This is a genomic window from Vibrio sp. V08_P9A1T1 (assembly GCF_963874405.1).
GTDB lineage: Bacteria > Pseudomonadota > Gammaproteobacteria > Enterobacterales > Vibrionaceae > Vibrio > Vibrio anguillarum.
On the sequence record NZ_CAWNIB010000259.1, the window covers coordinates 1 to 19,979 of the forward strand.

A 19,979-nucleotide genomic window follows, 5' to 3' on the forward strand; every position below is an offset into this window, starting at 1 on the left:
GTATTTCAATGGCCTTGGTGACTACCGTGCTGGGTTTAGTCTCTGCGATTCCACTATTATTAGCTCATAATATCTTAAGCTCTCAAGCGGAAAATATTCGCTCTATTTTAGAAAAACAGGGGATTGGCCTCGTTGCTGCGCAAGCAGAGCAAGAATGCCAAGCTTCAATGAGGAATGCGGCGTAATGAACAGCGTATTGCCAAGCGCACTGCTCAGCAATGACTGGCTAACAACCTTACAGCAGTTTATGCAGCAAGGGGGTATCGTCTTATGGTGGCTAGCTGGGGTGGTGGCGCTTTATTGGTTGTTGATCATCGAACGCGTACTGTTTGTGGTATTGAGCTTTCCTAAATATCGAAAAGGGTGGTTAGAGCAATGGCATCAACGCGCGGAACACCATTCATGGTATGCCCATGCGATTCGCGAGGGTTGGCTTGGTGAAGCACAGCAGATGCTGCGCCACAACCTTAACATGATCAAACTGCTCGTCACACTTTGCCCAATGTTAGGGCTGCTCGGCACAGTCACCGGAATGATCTCTGTGTTTGATGTGATGGCAAATCAAGGCAGTAGCGATCCTAAATTGATGGCATCTGGCATTTCATTGGCCACATTACCGACAATGGCCGGAATGGTCGCGGCCCTTGCGGGCATGTTTGTGCATGCTCGTCTTGCAAAAAAGTGTCATCTACTTGAATTAAAATTAGAAAAATCGTTAAGGAGTTTGCGATGAGATTAGGCAGACGCCAACCAAGAAATGATGAGGCGCAGATAGACTTAACATCGATGCTCGACATCGTCTTTATCATGCTGATTTTTTTCATTGTCACCAGCTCATTTGTTCGTGAATCAGGTGTTGAGGTTAACCGTCCTCAAGCTTCTCACGCGGTGAGTCAGAAAGATGCGGGTATTTTTGTCGCTATCAATGCATCCAATGATATTTACATCGACAAACGCTTGATTGATGTTGAACGTGTAGAGGCCACCCTAGAACATCTGCTACTCGAACAACCAGATGCGGCGTTAGTGATTCAAGCGGATGAACATGCTTATAACGGTACGGTTGTTAAAGTGATGGATGCGGCCAAAGGGGCCGGAGTGAAAAATATCGCATTGGCGGCGGAGAAGCGTTAATGGGACGTTTACTGCTTGCTTTGCCAATTGCAGGAGCAATTTCGCTGGCGCTGTTCAGTTTTATGGCGTGGATGGTGGATAACGGTAACCAACGCGCTGTAAAACCAACTCAAGCACTGCGATTTAACATGGTGATGATGGAACAAGAACACGATTTACAGCGTCGCCAACGTAGCGTTCCGGAACCTTTAAAGTTGCCTGAGCCGCCACCGCAAGCACAAGTGACACAGTCACAAACTACTGCTACGGCCGCTACATCACTCACTAGTTTACCAGCTTTGGGTTTGGATACCGCGCTTAATGGGGTGGCGATTAACGCACCAACCTTTGGTGATTTTGGCTCAAACCAGCAAGCAATGCCGTTATATCGTGTCGAGCCGGTTTATCCAAGCCGAGCTCTAAAGCGAGGCGTAGAAGGTTTCGTTACATTAAGCTTTACCATTGATACAACAGGAAAAGCCGTCGATATCAATGTCGTCGATGCCAATCCTAAACGTATGTTTGAGCGTGAAGCGATGCAAGCGCTGAAAAAATGGAAGTATCAACCTCAGATTGTCGACGGTAAAGCCATTGAGCAGCCGGGACAAACCGTGACTGTGGAGTTTAAAATTGCCAAATGATGAAACGTATATTGATTGGCTTATCACTTGTTATCGGCTCGCTCTCTTTAAATGCGAGCGAATTAAGTGCGACAACAGTCCTGAAAGTGCAAAAAGCACAGCAATTTGCATTAGAAGAGAACCTCACTCAAGCCATTGAGGTACTGAGCAGTGTTGAAACGTCACGTCTTTACGATAAAGCATTTGTCGCCCGGATGCTTGGTGTGTTTTATTGGCAAAGTGGTCAGCCCAAAGCGGCTATCAAACAGATCAAGTACGCTGTAGAGAGTGGAGAGCTGCAAGATGGGCAGGCATGGACCACCGAACGTATGCTGGCTGATCTGTATGTCAATGAACAACAATTTGAAAAGGCGTTACCGCACTACTACCAATTATTGAAATCCGTTCCGCCTTCACAAAAAGTAGACGATCTGTGGTTGCGTATCGCACAGACCCACTACCAAATTGCACAATGGAAAAAAGTGCTGCATGCGTTGGATAAATACCAAACCGTGACGCCACTCAATACTAAAAATCCATTATCACTTAAATTAGGTGCGCAGCTTCAGCTAGAGCAGTGGAAGGCGGCCATTCCAACTTTAGAAAAACTGATCATGCTGGAGCCTGACCAAGCCAGTTGGTGGCGACAGTTAGTCGGTTTACATCTGCGTTTAGATCAGCGTCGTCAAGCATTAAACAGTCTAGCGTTAGCCAAATTACAAGGTGTGGAATTAACCGATAAGGATAAACACTTGCTCGCGCAGTTGTATGCGCAAAATGGCATTCCAGAACGTGCGGCGCAAGTTCTGCAAACATTATCTGAATCTGATGCTGATCAAGACTTAACTTTACTGAAAGAGCAAGCCACTTACTGGCAGCAAGCCAAAGAGTGGCAAGCCGCGATAAGAACGTGGACAAAAGCAGCTGAACAGGATGAGCAATATTATTGGCAAGTGGCGCTGCTGTACAACCAGCAAGGGCAATTTAAAGAAGCGTTACAGGCGTTGGATAAAGTCACCACGCGCGAGAAAAAAGCCGATGTCGCGTTAGCGCGAGTTCATGCACTGTACAAACTCAATCAACTCGATAATGCTCTATACCAAGCCAAGCAAGCTGAAAACCTAAATCCATCAAGCCATGCCAAAGGATGGATCAAATTCCTTTCTCGTTTACAAAAAGTTCAGCAAGCGCAAACTGCTAATATCTGATCATAGCGCCTCATCTGCCCGATGATGAGGCGTCTGACCTTTTACGATTTTTGAACCGTCATTATCAAGACTGACATTGGTTCGGTTTTGCCTATCTTAGTGATAAAGAGAACCTATTATTGTCTTTCTGATTTTTTCCGTACCATAACGTTTAACGATGAAGTACAGAGAGAGAATCATGATGAAAGCGTTAGTGGTTGAAGGTGGTGCGATGCGCGGCATTTTTGCCAGTGGAGTCTTGGATAGTTTTTTACAACATCAGCATAACCCATTTGATTTTGTATTAGGTGTTTCAGCTGGAGCTTCAAACTTAATCGGCTACCTTGCGAAGCAACCGAGACGCAGTTATCTCGTTGTAACTCAGCTTGCCACCAACCGTCTTTTTTTTAACCCAATTCGCTTTATTAAGGGGGGAAATCTCGTCGATGTGCGTTGGCTAATCGATGAGTCCAACCGACGTTATCCGATTGATGAAGACAAACTGTTTAACTCAGTCCCTTTCTTTGCCGTTGCAACCAATATCGAAACGGGTAAAGCCGATTATTATCGAGTGACTCAAGAAAACTTGAGCACGGCCATTGAAGCCACATCCGCTCTACCGATAGTTTATAAGCACACGCCTTGTTTCCATGGTGGTTGCTACACTGATGGAGGGGTTGCTGACTCGATCCCGGTTAAAGAAGCGTATCGCCGTGGAGCACGAGATATTACGGTTGTTTTATCACATCCACTTAGCTATATCATGTCGCCCCCTAAAAGTAAGTGGATGATGAAAAAACTTTTTTCACGCCATCCAAATATGGCTAAATCAATGCTATTTCGTGCGAAACATTACAACCAATCACTTGAATTTATTCGCAATCCACCTTCTGATGCCATCATTCGAGTAATCGCGCCACCTGAAGGGTTTCCCGTTAAGAGATTGACGATGAAGTTACCGTTGCTCAACATAGGCTATGACATGGGCTTAAAAGCCGGGCAAAATCATTTGGAGCGGCTTGAATACACACGTGCAGCCTAAAAACGCTTAGGTTTAAAAGGCTGATAAAACACTATCTACATGTCGTAACTGTCTATGTAATAAGCTGTTTTTTAGAGATGATTGAGTATGAATTTCATCGCAATTTATCTTGTTTATGGTTTTCATATGAGTGGCACGTGCTAAGTATGTACCACATTTTGATTGATCGAGCCTGATGGCATGCAACTGAAACTATCGCTACTCTCCATCGCTTTATTGAACACAATTCCTGTCACTGCAACGGAAAACTTTCAGATGTTTATTCCGGTCACAGCAGCCAATAGTTACCAACATGGCATTGATGTTGCTGAGTACTGGAAAAGTGAAAAACTGGATGGAATTCGCGCCATCTGGAATGGACAATATCTTCATACGCGTAATGGTAATAAGATCAATGCGCCTGCTTGGTTTACTGCACCATTACCTAATAAGGCATTAGAAGGAGAGCTCTGGGCTGGACGAGGTCAGTTTCATCACGTTCAACAAACGGTATTGGATACCATACCAACCGATGAAGCGTGGCAAAGCATCCGCTTTATGCTGTTTGATATGCCCGAAGCGATCGGTGACTACCAAAAGCGATACCGCAATCTCATCCACTTATCCTCACTCATGAATGCTCCGCACATTACCTATATTGAACATTCACCAATTCACTCAGAAAAAGAGCTGCTTGGGTATTTAGACAACGTAAGTGATGGGCAGGGTGAAGGGGTGATGCTGCGAAAAATTAATGCCCATTACCAAGCCGGCCGCAGTAACGATTTACTTAAGCTTAAAAAACACCAAGATGCTGAAGCTACGGTCATTGGTTATAAACTGGGTTCTGGCAAGTATCAAGGTATGATGGGATCAGTGCTAGTGCGCTTAGAAAACGGTGTTGAGTTCTATATCGGCAGCGGTTTTTCTGATGAGATCAGAAATAATCCGCCAAAGATCGGATCCATTATTACTTTTCGTTTTAATGATCTCACTGCAGAAGGGAAACCAAGATTTGCACGTTTTATGAGAGAAAGGCCAGCAATATAAATAAGGCCAGACAATGTCTGACCTTATTATTTCATCGCAACGCCTTTTCGCCACGTTGAAATTCAGAGAATCAAGCTGTTATTTCGATGCAAAATCGAGTTGCACGCTATCGGCTTGTTGATGCATCCAGTGTAAGCGGATACCCAGCATTAAAGCAGCAGAAGATAAGCCAACGATAAATCCTATCCAGAACCCACTGGCACCCATAGGTTCGACAATGAAATCTGTCATTGCTAATACATAGCCGGTTGGCAAGCCAATCATCCAATAAGCGATAAAGGTACGATTAAAAATAGCCGTCATGTCTTTATAACCACGTAGCGCTCCTGCTGCAACGACTTGAATCGCATCCATACATTGATAAATAGCCGCAAAAACAAGCAACTGCATTGCCATGGCTACAACGGCTTGGTTTTCCGTATAAAGCAAAGCCACATATTCACGAAATAGAACCGTTAACGTCGCCGTGATAATTGCAGTAGATAAACCGACTAACAAGCCAACCTGCGAAGCGATGGTTGCCCCTTCAATATTTTTCTCGCCCAGCTTATGGCCAACACGGATGCTCACTGCCGCGCCGATACTCATCGGTAACATAAAAATTAATGATGAGAAATTCAAAGCGACTTGGTGAGCCGCCACCACCAATGAACCGAGTGGAGCGACCAACAATGCGACCACAGCAAATAGAGTAACTTCAAAAAATATCGCTGCCGCCACAGGAAAACCAAGCTTGAATAAGCGAATTTGCGCTTTCAATTGTGGTTTATGGAATTCACCAAAGATATTAATGTGCGCCATGCGTTTAGAAGTGACGACATAAAACAGCAGCATAAAAAACATCAACCAATAGACAATTGCCGTCGCCACACCACAACCTACACCGCCTAGCTCTGGTGCGCCAAATTTTCCGTATACGAAAATCCAGTTAAGTGGAATGTTAACTAATAAGCCCGCGAAACCAATCACCATAGCGGGTTTCGTCAGTGAGATACCATCCGTGAAACTGCGCAATGCTTGAAATAGTAAATAAGAAGGTACGGCAAACATCACGGCGTACATGTACCCGTTAGTTTTTTCAGCCATCAACGGCTCAATATCCATCCACCCCAAAATCCATTGAGTTTGAAAAAGAACACCAATAATGGGGATAGAGACAAACAACGCTAGCGCTGCGCCTTGTTGGATTTCAAAAGGAATCTTCTTTTGCCGCCCTGATCCGTTGAGTTGCGCTACAACAGGAACCAACGCCATTAACAACCCAACACCAAACAGAATCGAAGGTAGCCAAATACTCGCCGCGATCGATACCGCAGCCATATCAATCGCACTCACACCACCTGCCATGACGGTATCTACAAAGCCCATTCCAGTTTGAGCAATAGAGGCAATCAACACAGGTGTTGCCAATTTGATTAAATTTGAAGCTTCTTGTTTATAACGATGCACAAATATCTCCAGAGGAAGGACAAGCAAAAATCGCGACCAATAATCAACTTATCGCGTAGGCATGGATGATAAAGAAATGTCACACTAAGCTCCATGAAAAACTGATGAAATTACCTAATGTTTATTGGGAAGGTTGTTCGTCGCGCTGTATGTGGTGAAATCTATTTCAGACAAAGCTTGATTAGGCTAGATAGGGGGGCTTGGCGTGTTGCACGTAACCATTAAGAAGAGCGCTTGCCAAGCGCTCACTTTTAAAAGATTTGTTCATCATCGGCATCAACAAACAACTCTATTTTGTCTAAACGTTCATCAACCATCATATTGAGATGAATCGCATGGCAACAGGCGGGGCAATCGTCATAAAACTCTTGGCTACCATTTGATGCATCTAGGGTGATCCTAATGGAATGACCGCAGTGAGGGCAGTTGACCATTCTTTCCGTATAATTTTTCATATCTCTTTCCTTACATCCTTGGAGATACCTTAATACTAAGTCGCTAAGTTCCTTTAAGCGGCAAATTAAGTTCAAACTTTGAATTGGCCCATAAAACAACAAAAGAGCCATTTATTAAGGCTCATTTGTTGTCTATACAGCTCGGTTGTTTACACCGTTAAAAGGAGAGGATTTTCTTGATCAAACTTTCCGCTTCGACCAGATAGTGGCCACCAAATTGATTGTAGTGATTGAGGACATGATAGAGGTTATAAATATTCTTACGTTCCACATAGTCCAAACTCAAAGGTAAGATACTCTCATAGCCTTGGTAAAACTCAGGTTGAAAACCTTCAAATAACTCTGTCATTGCGATATCGCATTCACGATCACCCCAATAACAAGCAGGATCGTAGCAAATTGGACCAAATACCGAGTTTGCCACATTCCCATGCCACAAATCTCCATGCAGCAGAGATGGGCGAGGGCTATGGTTAGCTAAGCGAGATTGGACAACGTCGACCAACTCGCCGATATTGAACAGTTCAATCCCTTTTTCACGTAACAATTGCAATTGCCAGCCGATACGTTGTTCCGCAAAAAAACGACCCCATTTTTTGTCCCACGGATTTGGCTGCAAAGTGGAACCAATATAATTGTCTGCATCAAACCCATACTCTTTTTGTTCTCCCCATTGATGCAGTTTGGCCAGTTGTACACCGAACTCATAGCTGTTCGTCGCGTTATCTAGGGGTTTGGTTGGTAGATAGTTTAGAACAATGAAAGCATGATTTTTACTGGTTCCAATCATCACTAGCTCGGGAACCTGTACTGTTGACGTTTCACGAAGCGAACGTAGGTTTTCACCCTCAATCTCAAACTTAGCTAAGAAGTCTCGTGTGTTTACTTTAACAAAATAGCGTTGCTCGCCATCGCTGATCATGTAGCAATCACTAATGTCACCACCGCTGACTTTTTCTTTTTCAACAGGGTTAAATTCAAACATGAGCGTATCGGATAACTGCTGAATGAGAGTTTGCCACATAACGACCTCTGCCTTGATTTACTTAATAATTCGTAGTTTAGGTCATGGTTACGAATATTTCAGAAGTGCGTGACACATAATTTAGCCACTTTCCTTTTGAGGGAGCACCAATGCTCATAAATGTGATTAAGTGCAAGAATTTGCAGATGCGAATACAGAAATAGTATTAAAAATAACGCTATATTTTCCATAAGTTGATCTTGCTTAGGTGCTAGTAACCCAATTTATAGGATGGCGTATCCTACTTTGGGGAAAATAAATGCTCGTGAAATAGATGCTTATCAAGAAATCGCGGGAAATTTGAACGTCTAAACTATCAAATCTGTGAAAATGGGCTGACATGGCTTAGTATTATTGAAGGTACAGTGATTACTAGCAATTTAGCGGTAAAGCGGAGAATTAAAGTGGTTGTAGAAACCGATGGTTATTTGGCTCTGATAGAGCATCTCTCTTTTAATATGGATGTGTTCACATCAGGCGGAGATATTGGCGCTGAAAGTGTAGAAGATGTTGTGACCGACATGGTTTCAAGCAACATCATGGCTATTTTTGAACAAAACCCTGAGCTACATTCCAGTGTTCGATTCCAGTTGCTCAAAGAAGCCGATTCTGTAGTGGAAGATCTTGGTGAAGTATTGGCGGGTGTTTGGAGTAAACCTGCGACCAACGAACAGATCCTTTTTCTTGATGAATACATCGCCTTAGTGAAGAATCTGTTCGATACTGCCGTTGCGAAGTACGACTAATTGAAGTATGACTAATCAGAGTTAGGCGGGCTTATAATCCGCCTAAATTGCCAGAATTTAGAAGCCCAATAGGGGTTATCGATTCTTGAGATCATCACACCTTTAGACGTAGAGGCGTGCATAAATTTTTTGTCTCCTAGATAGACTCCAACATGATTGCTCGTCCTTGATGTTCTAAAAAAGACCAAATCCCCGCGCTGCGCATTTTGATAATTTACCTCAAAACCCGTTTGACTCTGTGAGCGTGTAGTTCGTGGTAGAGGGATCTGCCATACATCTTTAAACGCTATTTGCACAAATGCTGAGCAGTCGACTCCATTCAACGTTTCACCACCTAATCGGTACGGCACTCCTTGCCAGCGCTGAAAAACCGTGCCTAATCCATCGTCTTTATCTTGGACAATTGACAGAATCTCTTCTTGAGTAACATAAGTAGGGCCAGAATTGGACGAAATAGGCGATCCTACGCAACCCGTTAGCACACTAGTTATTGATAATGCGAAGAGTATTGGACTTTTAATCATTTATCATCCCAATGAAATGTAACTGAAACATTTTTGAAATATTGCATTCCTACTATGGTTGAGCCTTAACACATTCTCTAATCACTTAGTTGCATTTATCATGAATTCCTCAATAAATAATCGACATTCACTGTCGTTGATTCAAACCATCAGTGCCATTTTCATCACGATGACGTTACTGGTGGTCCTTTTATCCATCACCAGTTTAAAAAGCATCGATAAGGTAGGGCTACAGTTTTCTGGATTGTCTGAACAAACACTACCTTTGGCATTAAATAATGCAAGGTTGACGCAAAATATATTAGAACAAGTACAATCTCTCGGCGATGGCATTCGCACAACGGAATCGGCAGAATTAGAAGCGGTAAACCAGCAATTAAGCCAGTTAAACCAGCAGACGGACCAACTTACTGACCAGCTTTTCTCCATCGCTACTCGTATCGGTAACGCGATTACTCAAGATCATCAAGTGTCGTTACGCAGCAAAAGTGCGGCATTTCAGCAGCTCACCTATTCTATTTTATCAACGCAGGCCTCTTTGCTTGAACAGCAGAATGCTATCGATAACGCCGCCACCGCGTTTCGTTACGGATTAAGCTCCATTGGACCGGAGATGAACCGGATCAGTTCATTTCTCGCATTAGATAACCCGGAATCGATGGATGCGGCTAACCGCTTTATTGCCAGTGCAAGTTCGATGGAAAGTACCTTCTTACTGTTAATGATGCAAAACGATCCTGAACAGGCCAAAGTGCAATTTAAAGAAATCCGTAATCGCATGGCGGGAATTGAGCTAGCCTTTGATGATTTCAAAGAGTGGCATCCTGATGTTATGGAGTTTGCAAGCCTGACGGCACCTTATGAAATGGTTAAAGCGGGTTTTGTTGAGCATGGCATTTTAGCACTGATCTTAAATAAAATTGAGCAAGCACAGCAGCAGCGACAAGAAATGGCACAAGCTGCGCAGCTAGCCAAAGACACGGTAGCACTGCTAAATACGATTTCTGCCACCGCAAGTGAGTTGATCAAACATAGTGAGAACGTGGTTCATGACGCAATGCTAATGGTTAAGCAAGTACAATATACTGGCGGCATTATTCTGGTCGCTTTGGTTTTACTTGCATGGCTAGGGTTACGCCACTGGCTAAAGCTGGGGCTGAATAACTTATTGGCCAAGCTTGCATTATTAACTCAACACGATTTTTCTCAACCCGCTCGCTTGATTGGCCCGAGTGAATTTAAAGAAGTTGCTCTACAACTAAACCAAGTTATTGAATCAACAAAATATTCAATTTCTACCGTAACGCGCAATTGTGAAATGCTCTACCAAAATGCCGAAACCAGTCACGATGCAGCCGATAAATCCAACCGCAGTTTAGCCGCACAAAATGATTCGTTGGTTAACATGGTTTCCACCGTGAGTGAGTTGGAATCGGCGATTCGGAATATCGCGCTTGTGACCAGTGAATCTTATGAAGAATCAGTGGCTGCCAGCCAGTTTTCTACGCAAGGGGTGAAAGTAGTGGAACAAAACCGTGTTCGCTTGGAATCTCTTGAAAATACACTGCATTTAAACGATGAAGCAATGCACGAGCTTGACCAGCGCGTGAAGAAAATTCGCGAGATGGTGGATATGATCAGCGGTATTGCTGACAGTACCAACTTACTGGCGTTGAACGCCGCGATTGAAGCGGCAAGAGCTGGCGAACAAGGGCGCGGTTTTGCGGTTGTAGCCGATGAAGTACGCAAATTAGCCAGCGATACATCACAGCAAACCACCAATATCCGGGACATGATGAATGAACTCACCAATGCAACGCAGCGCTCTCGTCAAGCGGTATCGGATTCGCGTCAAGAGATGAGTAATGCGCTGCAATCGAGTCAAGAAGTCAAAACAACATTTGAGCAGATAGAAAAAGCAGTGGAACAGATTCGTGCTCGAGTTGAGCAGATAAGCGTTGCAACAGAAGAGCAAGAGCGAGCGACGGCCGATGTAAGCCAATCTATCAGCCAAGTTTCATCGCAAGGTGAGCAAACCAAATTACAGCTTGAAGCCATGGTCGAAAGTTCAGAGCAGGTGGCTGAAGTTGCGGGTGAACAGCAGGCTATGTTGCATAAATATACGCTCAACTAGCTTATCCAGTGCGAATTCCTGTATTTTCATGACGTTGTCACTTTTTTCTAAATGGTTGGGTAAGCATTTTATCCAACCACTGCTCACGCTTCTCTCGAAAGAGTGGTAGGCCGATAATGACCTGCTTATGGCCCAATTCTGGCTGCGCACGATAAGTACGAAATAGCCGATCCCAACATGACAAGAAAAAACCAAAATTGGAGTGAGTTTCTCGCACAATGACAGAATGATGCACCCGATGCATGTCAGGTGTCACCACCAACCAGCGAAGCCAACGGTCCATTTTCAACGGTAATTTTGCGTTACTGTGGTTAAACATCGCGCTCGCATTGAGCACCACCTCAAATATCAATACCGCGAATGGGCTGACACCCAAAATGATCACGCAAGTGATTTTGATCCACAAAGAGAGGATCATCTCAAGTGGGTGAAACCGCGAGCCAGTGGTCACATCAATATCTTGATCAGCGTGGTGCATGCGATGTAAACGCCATAACCAAGGAGAGAAGTGAAAAAGCACATGCTGGGCGTAAATCACGCCATCAAGAATAATAACTGACAGCGCAATTTCAGCCACTTGTGGTAAATCCACCCAATTAAAAAGGCCAATCGAGTCTTGCTGCGCCCAATAAGCCGCTTCAATGGCTAACACTGGCATCAATAGCGATAAGCACACGCTATTTAAACCAACCAAACCTAAATTATTCAGCCAGCGAGTGGCTTTACTTTGGGTGAGTGTTTTACGTGGGCAAGACCATTCCCACAGCGCACAAAGCATAAATACAGCGAAAAATATGCTCAAACGGATCAATTCAGGGTTCAGGTTCATACTTAATGGCTCATCTTCAATGGTCTTGTGCTAGGAATCTGCTTGTACTGTAAGTACAATCGGCAGCACTTTCCAGCTTGCCGCCCTGATTTATGAGAATCCACGCATTTAACCATTTGTTCCAACATCGCTTAGCGTTATCGACCAAACCTTTTCAAGCTCGTGGCGCGAAAGTTGAACGTTGCGCCTATTGTCAGGTCGCCACGTAATACTGCTTATGCGGCCATCAACCGGATATGGATACGGATATCGCAGTATTACTGCTGGTTTCTGAAAATGAAGTATTTAAACCCAGTAATACTGGTCGACTAATTGCCGATGTGATTAAAGAAACTTACGTTTATCAGTGGAATCGCACCGAACCTCACGCGGAAATGCTAGCACTGTTGAATAACCCCGCCTATCAACCAGTCGTCATTTTTCCCGAAGTGTATGTGGATGAAAAGCCTCGAGTAATGCAAAGCCCTCCCAGCGCGCACGATAAACGCAAACCACTGTTGATATTGCTTGATGGAAGCTGGCGCGAGGCAAGACGAATGTTTCGCAAATCACCTTATTTGGATGCGCTTCCGGTGATGTCTATCGCACCTAAAAGCGTATCGCAATATATGATGCGTAAATCTGATAATGAGCAGCATTTATCAACGGCTGAAGTGGCGTCATTGGTATTGGCTGAAGTGGGTGAGCATCAAGCCTCTCTGCTATTAAGCCAATGGTTTGAAGTGTTTCGAGAAAGTTACTTGCTGAGCAAAACCCGCCTAAAGCATGATTTGAGCAGGCCAGTCTTGAAACGTTTCATCGACCAGCAACAAAGCGAGACGTGACTCTAAAGTTGATCGATTCGGTGATGAGTAATTGTTCAATCGAACCTATAGACCAGATAAATTGGTACTCGGTCACGGATTGTAGGCTGAGCTCTGTGGATAATGCCCAAAGTTTTATTTTTAGCTCATTGATGAGCAAATTTTAGGAGAGATTGCATGTACTACGGCTTTGATGTCGGTGGCACTAAAATTGAGTTTGGTGCGTTTAATGAGAAGTTAGAACGCGTAGCAACGGAGCGCGTTCCTACCCCAACAAACGACTACAATCTGCTAGTTGAAACCATTGCGCAGTTGGTGAGTAAATATGACGCGCAATTGGGTGTGGAAGGTAAAATAGGCCTTGGCCTACCAGGTATGGAAGACGCTGATGATGCTACGGTATTAACCGTCAACGTTCCTGCTGCAAAAGGCAAACCATTGCGTGCTGATTTAGAAGCAAAAATTGGCCGCAGCGTGAAGATTGAAAATGATGCAAACTGCTTTGCGCTTTCTGAAGCATGGGACGATGAGCTGAAAAATGAGCCTTCGGTTATGGGCCTAATTCTCGGCACAGGTTTTGGTGGCGGCCTTATCTATGAAGGGAAAGTGTTCTCTGGTCGTAACCACGTCGCAGGGGAGTTTGGTCATATGCGTCTGCCTCTTGATGCATGGTTACATCTTGGTGATAACGCGCCGATGCTCGGCTGTGGTTGTGGCAAACAAGGATGCTTAGACAGTTATCTCTCTGGCCGCGGTTTTGAGCTATTGTACGAGCACTATTATGGCGAGCACAAAAAAGCGATTGATATCATTCATGCCAATGAAGCAGGTGAAGCGAAAGCCGTTGAGCATGTTGAGCGCTTTATGGAACTACTTGCCATCTGTTTTGCCAACATTTTCACAGCCAATGACCCACACGTTGTTGCACTCGGTGGCGGTTTATCAAACTTTGAATTGATCTACCAAGAGATGCCTAAACGCGTACCGAAATACCTGCTTTCTGTCGCGAAATGTCCGAAGATCATCAAAGCAAAACATGGTGATTCAGGCGGCGTACGTGGTGCGGCTTTCCTTAATATCAAATCATAAAATCAAACAAAAAGGGCCTATAATCAAACGGGCCCTTTTTATATCAGTCAAAAGTTAACTCTTTAACCTAAGTTCTGTTTATTTGGTGTTAGCGCCTTTTTTACCCACACCTACGTTTTCTTTTTGTTGCAGTGTTAGCTTGCTAAAACCTAACTTTTTAAAGTGGTTATCGCGGTAATTGCGTACCGCTTTTGCGTCAGAAATCATTTCCAGCTGCTGTTCCATTTTTAAAAAATCAGTAATATCAATACCTTCTGCTTCGGCTACTGCTTCTTGAATGTTGTGATGCTTTTCGTAAGAAAAAGTCAGCGTTTTATCTTCATTTTTGTAAGTGTACAAAATGGTGCGAGCCATGATCATCTCTCTAAAATCGTCATTCCCAATTTCGGGAAAATAAACAAAGGCTGATCGCTTACTATCAACCGATTGAAAATGGGGGCGTTGGTAGCGCTTAAACATGACTAACCAACATCTAATGGGCTAGATTTTGCCTTTAAGTGGGATAATTGTCACGCTTTCACCACCGAAATAGCGCAGGATATTTCATTTACAACGCTGTACATATTCAATCACAAACGCCGCGATTGCATCGAGATCATTGATGTTCATCTGTGGTAAAGCACTTTTCACAACTTCATCCGCGGCGATAGCGATGATATTTTCATCATTTGGATATAGCCAAGGTTTACCCACTTCAGCACGGTGCAATTCAATTTTTGGAAAGGCGAGGTTTTTACACCCTTCAACTAAAATTACGTCGAGTTTATCGCAATCAAAGCGAGACAAAAGATATTCGAAATCGGGTTCGGCTTCTGGCGTCTCAGTCATCATGGCATGACGATAGCGCGATGCAACTAACATCTGGCTTGCCCCCGCTTTACGCAGCCGATGGCTATCTTTACCTGGTTTATCAATATCAAAATCGTGGTGCGCGTGCTTAAGTACGCCTAATGTTAGGCCTGCTGCCCTTAACTTGGGCAACAAGGCTTCAAGCAGGGTTGTTTTTCCTGTGCCAGAGTAGGCCGCAAAACCAAGCAAAGGGCATGAAGGCGCTTGATATTTCATGATGTCAAAGTTCCAAATTGTGCCAGATCTTGAGGCGTGTTGAGGTTCAAAAAGCAGTTTGGCGAGTCGCTAAAGTCAACGTAATCTGTGTGGCATTCTTGATAAAGACGGGTGATTTTTCTCTCGCCACGTTCTAAAAATGCAGTCAGTGTTGGCAGCACACGTTGGTGAATAAGGGTGAATACGGGTTGAGCGAAGTGACCATCATGGGCGACTAAAATATCATGCGAGTCTTGAACCGCATGGCAAAAACGCGCAACAAGATCGTCATTGATCAACGGGCAATCGCAAGGGACAAATCCAACCCAATCGGTTTGTGCATGGGTTAACCCTGCCTGAATTCCAGCGAGTGGACCGGGATAATCAGCCATGGTATCGGAAATGACAGGCGCAAACTGACGATACTGTGCATGGTTACGATTAGCGTTAATCGTCAGGCTAGTAGATTGCGGCTTAAGCTTATTCATGACATGTTGAATCAAAGGTTGGCCATTGAGTTCAATCAGCCCTTTGTCTTGTCCACCCATACGGCTGGCTTGCCCACCCGCTAAAATAACCCAACTTGTTTGTGTGGGAAGTAACATGAAATGTCTCTTAATTGTGCGATGAGAAGAGCGCCGTACAGACAAGTTAAACTCATTGATTGAGCATCACTCGCCCATTTTTAGTGGCGACAAACCAAGGTAAGGATGATAACGCAACTCATGCCTTGGTGCTAACTGGCTGATGATTATAACCAATCTCACTTGCGCGGGTGGATCTTTTTCATTGCTCTCGTTAAGTTGTTCATTGCTCTCACTAAGACACAAACGCCTCCATTAGTTTGGAGGCGTTTGGTCAAGCTAGGCAGTATTAAGCATCTTCAGGTAGTAGGAATAACCCCACGGGGTTGATCGTCAGATAAGCGTGATCAGCGTAACTGGGGTCAAACTGTGACGAGTTGAGTTGCAGTAACAGCTCTTTGTTGTGCCATTTAACCAACACTTCATACATCGACCCCATGTAAGCAATACTGGTAATTTGACACTGTTGGCAGGCATCGCCGTCCGCGCAGAGCAAAATAGCTTCTGGTCGAACACCAATTTGATAATTTCCCGCAGGCAAAGCCGTGACACTGTCATCATTAGCGGGGATCTTATAGCCATTGATGATCAAATATTCACCATCATATTGACCCTCAAAAATATTGGCTTCGCCCATGAAGTTGGCCATGAACATCGAGGTTGGGTGCTTATACAGTTGAGTTGGTGACCCCTGCTGCATGATGTCGCCATCTTTCATCACAATCACAGTATCAGAAACGGCAAAGGCCTCCGCCTGATCGTGCGTCACATACAAAGAGGTGATATTAAAACGCTGTTGCAACTCTCGAATAGTTTCACGCATGCTGCGTCTTAAATTGGCGTCCAAGTTACTGAGCGGCTCATCGAATAGCAATACCTTAGGCTTAAGCACCAACGCGCGAGCGAGTGCTACTCGCTGTTGCTGACCTCCGGAAATTTGGTCAACGTAACGTTCCCCAAAGCCTTCTAAATCAACCAATTTCAAGGCTTCATCCACTCGCTGTTTCACTTCATCTTTACTCAAGCCAATCATTCTTAGGCCATAACCTACGTTGTCATGTAAAGAAAGGTGAGGAAACAGAGCGTAAGATTGAAACACCATGCAGATGTCACGTTGCTGGATGGAGGTGCTCGTGACATCTTCACCATCAATAAAAATTTGGCCGCTGGTTGGTTTTTCGAGCCCTGCGACCAAACGCAGCACGGTCGTTTTTCCACATCCTGAAGGGCCGAGCAGTGTTACAAGGCTGCCTTTTTTGATTTCTAAATCCAAATTACCAATGACGGTTTTATCGCCAAAACGCTTGCAGACATTCTTTAAAACAACAAAGTTTTCATTTTCCATGGTGATATCTCCAACGGTTATTCTTGGTTATTGGCTTTAGAACGAGAAACACGTGCCTCACCAACGATAAAATCAAAAATTAAAATAATAGCCAACATCACAACAATCAAAATCGAGCCATATGCGATCGCAACGCCATACTCACCATCTTCTACACGATTCAGAATGTAAGACGTTGCCACCCGTGTTTCTGGTGTCACCAAGAAAATAATGGCGCTGACGGTCGTCATTGCTCGAACAAAGCTGTAAATCAGTGTTGAGAGAATTGCTGGTCGTAATAACGGCAACAGAATATGAGTAATGGTTTTAAAGGAGTTAGCCCGCAAACTGAGTGACGCTTCATCGAGCGATTTATCAAGTTGGCCTAGCCCTGCAATACCTGCGCGAATACCTACTGGCACGTTACGCATCACCATGGAAATCACAACAATGGCTGCGGTACCGGTGAGGTAAATAGGCGCATCATTAAATGCAAGAATGTAAGATACCCCCGCCACGGTACCCGGAACGGCGAAGCAAAGCATGGTTGCAAACTCAATCACTTTCTTACCGTAAAATTGCTGACGGACAACGATATACGCAATCAACAGACCAAAGAAGGCGGTCAATGGCGCTGCAACGCCGGCATAAATCATCGTCGTGATGAGTGATGGCCAAGCACCTTCACTCATTCCCATGCCAAACAGATGAATATAGTTTTTAAGCGTTAAACTGTAATCTACACCCCAGTTCACGGTGAAGCTGCCGAAGATGATGCTGCCATAAAGCAAGATGTTAAATGCCATCCAAAAATAGAGCAGTGCCGAAACCGTATGTTTAAGTAAGGTAGGCAGCGCTTGCACATCGCCACGATATGATTTGCCGGAAATGGTGACGTATGAACGCTTTCCTATCCACAGATATTGGACAACAAAGATCGCCAACGAAAATAGCAGCAAGACGGCCCCAAGTGTGCTGGCGGAAGCGTAATCTAATTGAGCTCCTGCGATGTAGAAGTAAATCTGAGTGGCTAACACATCGAAACTGCCCCCAAGTACAAGCGGGTTACTGAAGTCGGCCAGTGATTGGACAAAGATGATTAAGAAACTGTTGGCCAAAGCAGGTTTGAGCAATGGCATGACAATTTTAAAAAAAGTTTGATAACGATTGGCTCGAAGTGTGTAGGACGCCTCTTCCAGTGATGGATGTAGGGATTTCATCGCGCCATCTAAAATCATGAATGACATAGGAGCAAAGGCGAGCACTTGTGCCATCCAAATGCCTGTAAAACCATACAGCCAGTTTGTCTGTTGTAACCCAAACCAATCCACCATGAGTTCGGTGATATAACCGGAGCGCCCAAGCATTAAAGTCACCCCAAGCCCAACGACAAAAGGGGGAGTCACAATGGGAAGAATAGAAAAAATTCGCGCAATGAAAGCGGAGCGAGTGGCAATGCGTGTGGTATAGATAGCAAAGATCAAACCAAAGAAAGTGGCACCTATACCCACAGATACGCCAAGCAGTACGGAGTTCCAAACAATTTGTATGATCTGCGCTCGGCTCAAAATTTCAATGAATTGCCACGCAACAAAGTTCCCCATTTCATCTTGGAACATCGGTACAAAGATGGCGATACTCGGAAAGATAATAAAAATCGTGATCAAGAGAATAATCGAGATCAGAGCACCAATCACGAAGCTGTCACCGCCCAAAAACTCAAGACGAGCCAATGCCAATGTCATGACAGCACTTAAGGCAATAAATAGTGCAATGGTTGAATAACCTAAACCTTGCTGGGTATACCAAGAGCTGACCAACACGAAAAACATGCATGCCGCTGAATAACCGATATCAAAATAGTGACGGTGTTTGGCGTACTTATTACCTGCATAGCAAGGGCGAATGAGAAGTACACCCGGAAGCGCAAACCATAACCAAGAAATATTGGCACGGCTCCAACCCATAGCGGCATAAAACTCTTGCGATGTTGAATCAAACACTCCGTAATCAAGTGCAAAAGAGGGCAACAGCACAAACGCACACAATAACGTCAGGATCCAATAAAAAATTGGGTCCCTATGCGAGGTTTTTAGCGGCCGATGTGGTGCAGTGCCTGCTGTAAATTCATTCATTTTTCTGTACCAAAGTTGTTTGTAGCCACACGGTGATAAGCCTGGTATTGGCTTTATAAAAAGGGCAGTAGGCACTGCCCATCGAGGCTAAGATAAGGGAATGCGTTGGCTATTCGCCCATTTTTACAACATTAACCCACTTATTAATCAATCGTTTACGTTCATCAGAGGACCCATAGGTATCCATGTCATAATCGATCAAGGTTAACTTTTTAGGGTCGAGGGCGTTGGGGGATTGTTCCGCTTGAGTGTTAGTTAAAATTTGGAAAGATTGACCTTCTTTCCATGCCAGCTCTTGTCCTTCTTTTGACATGACCCAGTCAACAAACCGTTTCGCGTTATCAAGGTTACGCGACCCTTTGATAATGCTCACACCACCAATTTCATAACCTGTACCTTCACAAGGCGAAATCAGCTCCAGCGGTGCTCCTTTCGATTGTTCGAGTGAGTAGTCATGCAAAAAACCAATACCAATCGCAATTTCACCACGCGCTGAGTTACGTGAAGGGGTAACACCTGATTTGGTGTATTGAGAGACGTTTTTGTCGAGTGCTTTGAAATAATCAAAGGCTTTATCTTCATCCCAAAGTTGAATGAAGGTGGCTAATGCGGTGTAGGCTGTTCCTGAACTTTGTGGGTCAGAGATTTGAATCTCTCCTTTGTATTCAGGTTTGGTTAAATCATTCCAGCAGCGCGGGATCGGTAATCCTTTTTCAGCCAAACGTTGAGTGTTCACCCCAAAACCTAAAATACCCATATAAACGGCCGAAGAGTAGTTCCCTTTGCGTTTCGCTGGATCTTTAAATCCATCCATAATGAATTCAAGCTGCGGGGATTGGTAAGCGTGT

General features: G+C 44.3%; 20 protein-coding genes and 2 pseudogenes. 11 read left to right on the plus strand and 11 right to left on the minus strand.

Features of this window, described 5'->3' with window-relative positions:
* The 7 genes from AACT21_RS11620 to AACT21_RS11650 all read left to right on the plus strand — a co-directional run.
* On the plus strand, positions 1 to 185 hold a 185-nt coding region (locus AACT21_RS11620), incomplete at its 5' end, for a MotA/TolQ/ExbB proton channel family protein (protein WP_176430227.1).
* Complete coding sequence (locus AACT21_RS11625; protein ID WP_013856854.1) at positions 185 to 733, plus strand: MotA/TolQ/ExbB proton channel family protein; 549 nt, start codon at positions 185 to 187, stop codon at positions 731 to 733. The genes AACT21_RS11620 and AACT21_RS11625, both read left to right, overlap by 1 nt.
* Positions 730 to 1,134 (plus strand): ExbD/TolR family protein, encoded by a 405-nt coding sequence (locus AACT21_RS11630; RefSeq protein ID WP_013856855.1) that lies wholly within the window; start codon positions 730 to 732, stop codon positions 1,132 to 1,134. The genes AACT21_RS11625 and AACT21_RS11630 overlap by 4 nt, the downstream gene beginning before the upstream one ends.
* Positions 1,134 to 1,754, plus strand: a complete 621-nt coding sequence (locus AACT21_RS11635) for an energy transducer TonB (RefSeq protein ID WP_094164347.1) — start codon at positions 1,134 to 1,136, stop codon at positions 1,752 to 1,754. Before AACT21_RS11630 ends, AACT21_RS11635 begins: the two co-directional genes overlap by 1 nt.
* The gene (locus AACT21_RS11640) at positions 1,751 to 2,941 is read left to right on the plus strand and encodes a tetratricopeptide repeat protein (RefSeq protein WP_094164348.1); all 1,191 of its coding nucleotides are present in this window, start codon (positions 1,751 to 1,753) and stop codon (positions 2,939 to 2,941) included. The genes AACT21_RS11635 and AACT21_RS11640 overlap by 4 nt, the downstream gene beginning before the upstream one ends.
* Before the next feature lie 157 nt (positions 2,942 to 3,098).
* Positions 3,099 to 3,962, plus strand: a complete 864-nt coding sequence (locus AACT21_RS11645; protein ID WP_094164349.1) for a patatin-like phospholipase family protein — start codon at positions 3,099 to 3,101, stop codon at positions 3,960 to 3,962.
* Positions 3,963 to 4,142: 180 nt separating this feature from the next.
* On the plus strand, positions 4,143 to 4,991 hold the full coding sequence (locus AACT21_RS11650; RefSeq protein WP_047689512.1) for a DNA ligase: 849 nt from the start codon (positions 4,143 to 4,145) through the stop codon (positions 4,989 to 4,991).
* Positions 4,992 to 5,069: 78 nt separating this feature from the next.
* Here the strand turns inward: AACT21_RS11650 and AACT21_RS11655 are convergent, their stop codons facing one another.
* From AACT21_RS11655 to AACT21_RS11665, 3 genes are all read right to left on the minus strand, one after another.
* Positions 5,070 to 6,440 (minus strand): MATE family efflux transporter, encoded by a 1,371-nt coding sequence (locus AACT21_RS11655; protein ID WP_141195260.1) that lies wholly within the window; start codon positions 6,438 to 6,440, stop codon positions 5,070 to 5,072.
* A gap of 251 nt (positions 6,441 to 6,691) precedes the next feature.
* A complete protein-coding gene (locus tag AACT21_RS11660; protein ID WP_010320526.1) occupies positions 6,692 to 6,895 on the minus strand; it encodes a CPXCG motif-containing cysteine-rich protein in 204 nt (67 codons plus the stop codon).
* Positions 6,896 to 7,052: 157 nt separating this feature from the next.
* Entirely contained in the window at positions 7,053 to 7,919 is an 867-nt protein-coding gene (locus AACT21_RS11665; RefSeq protein ID WP_013856861.1) for a fructosamine kinase family protein, read from the minus strand.
* Positions 7,920 to 8,323: 404 nt separating this feature from the next.
* Here AACT21_RS11665 and AACT21_RS11670 point away from each other — a divergent pair, with 404 nt between their 5' ends.
* Entirely contained in the window at positions 8,324 to 8,665 is a 342-nt protein-coding gene (locus tag AACT21_RS11670) for a DUF3802 family protein (protein WP_026027237.1), read from the plus strand.
* Between the two features lie 11 nt (positions 8,666 to 8,676).
* Here the strand turns inward: AACT21_RS11670 and AACT21_RS11675 are convergent, their stop codons facing one another.
* Positions 8,677 to 9,189, minus strand: coding sequence for a C40 family peptidase (locus AACT21_RS11675; RefSeq protein ID WP_017042506.1), 513 nt, complete (start codon positions 9,187 to 9,189; stop codon positions 8,677 to 8,679).
* A gap of 58 nt (positions 9,190 to 9,247) precedes the next feature.
* On the opposite strand from AACT21_RS11675, the gene AACT21_RS11680 reads away from it, so the two are divergent.
* A complete protein-coding gene (locus tag AACT21_RS11680; RefSeq protein WP_094164351.1) occupies positions 9,248 to 11,323 on the plus strand; it encodes a methyl-accepting chemotaxis protein in 2,076 nt (691 codons plus the stop codon).
* Positions 11,324 to 11,360: 37 nt separating this feature from the next.
* Here the strand turns inward: AACT21_RS11680 and AACT21_RS11685 are convergent, their stop codons facing one another.
* Positions 11,361 to 12,152 (minus strand): sterol desaturase family protein, encoded by a 792-nt coding sequence (locus AACT21_RS11685; protein ID WP_094164352.1) that lies wholly within the window; start codon positions 12,150 to 12,152, stop codon positions 11,361 to 11,363.
* A gap of 92 nt (positions 12,153 to 12,244) precedes the next feature.
* On the opposite strand from AACT21_RS11685, the pseudogene AACT21_RS11690 reads away from it, so the two are divergent.
* Positions 12,245 to 12,976, plus strand: a pseudogene (locus AACT21_RS11690) (tRNA-uridine aminocarboxypropyltransferase).
* Between the two features lie 156 nt (positions 12,977 to 13,132).
* On the plus strand, positions 13,133 to 14,044 hold the full coding sequence (gene nagK / locus AACT21_RS11695; protein WP_088732431.1) for an N-acetylglucosamine kinase: 912 nt from the start codon (positions 13,133 to 13,135) through the stop codon (positions 14,042 to 14,044).
* Positions 14,045 to 14,122: 78 nt separating this feature from the next.
* On the opposite strand, the gene AACT21_RS11700 is transcribed toward nagK, so the two are convergent.
* From AACT21_RS11700 to AACT21_RS11725, 6 genes and pseudogenes are all read right to left on the minus strand, one after another.
* Complete coding sequence (locus AACT21_RS11700; protein ID WP_026027239.1) at positions 14,123 to 14,398, minus strand: DUF2960 domain-containing protein; 276 nt, start codon at positions 14,396 to 14,398, stop codon at positions 14,123 to 14,125.
* Between the two features lie 198 nt (positions 14,399 to 14,596).
* A pseudogene (mobB, locus tag AACT21_RS11705) lies at positions 14,597 to 15,109 on the minus strand (molybdopterin-guanine dinucleotide biosynthesis protein B); the annotation flags it as partial.
* The gene (gene mobA, locus AACT21_RS11710) at positions 15,106 to 15,693 is read right to left on the minus strand and encodes a molybdenum cofactor guanylyltransferase MobA (protein ID WP_047689442.1); all 588 of its coding nucleotides are present in this window, start codon (positions 15,691 to 15,693) and stop codon (positions 15,106 to 15,108) included. The pseudogene mobB and the gene mobA, both read right to left, overlap by 4 nt.
* A 268-nt stretch (positions 15,694 to 15,961) precedes the next feature.
* Entirely contained in the window at positions 15,962 to 17,017 is a 1,056-nt protein-coding gene (gene fbpC, locus AACT21_RS11715; RefSeq protein WP_013856872.1) for a ferric ABC transporter ATP-binding protein, read from the minus strand.
* Positions 17,018 to 17,034: 17 nt separating this feature from the next.
* Positions 17,035 to 19,131, minus strand: a complete 2,097-nt coding sequence (locus tag AACT21_RS11720) for an ABC transporter permease (protein ID WP_026027999.1) — start codon at positions 19,129 to 19,131, stop codon at positions 17,035 to 17,037.
* A gap of 109 nt (positions 19,132 to 19,240) precedes the next feature.
* On the minus strand, positions 19,241 to 19,979 hold a 739-nt coding region (locus AACT21_RS11725), incomplete at its 5' end, for an ABC transporter substrate-binding protein (protein ID WP_094164353.1).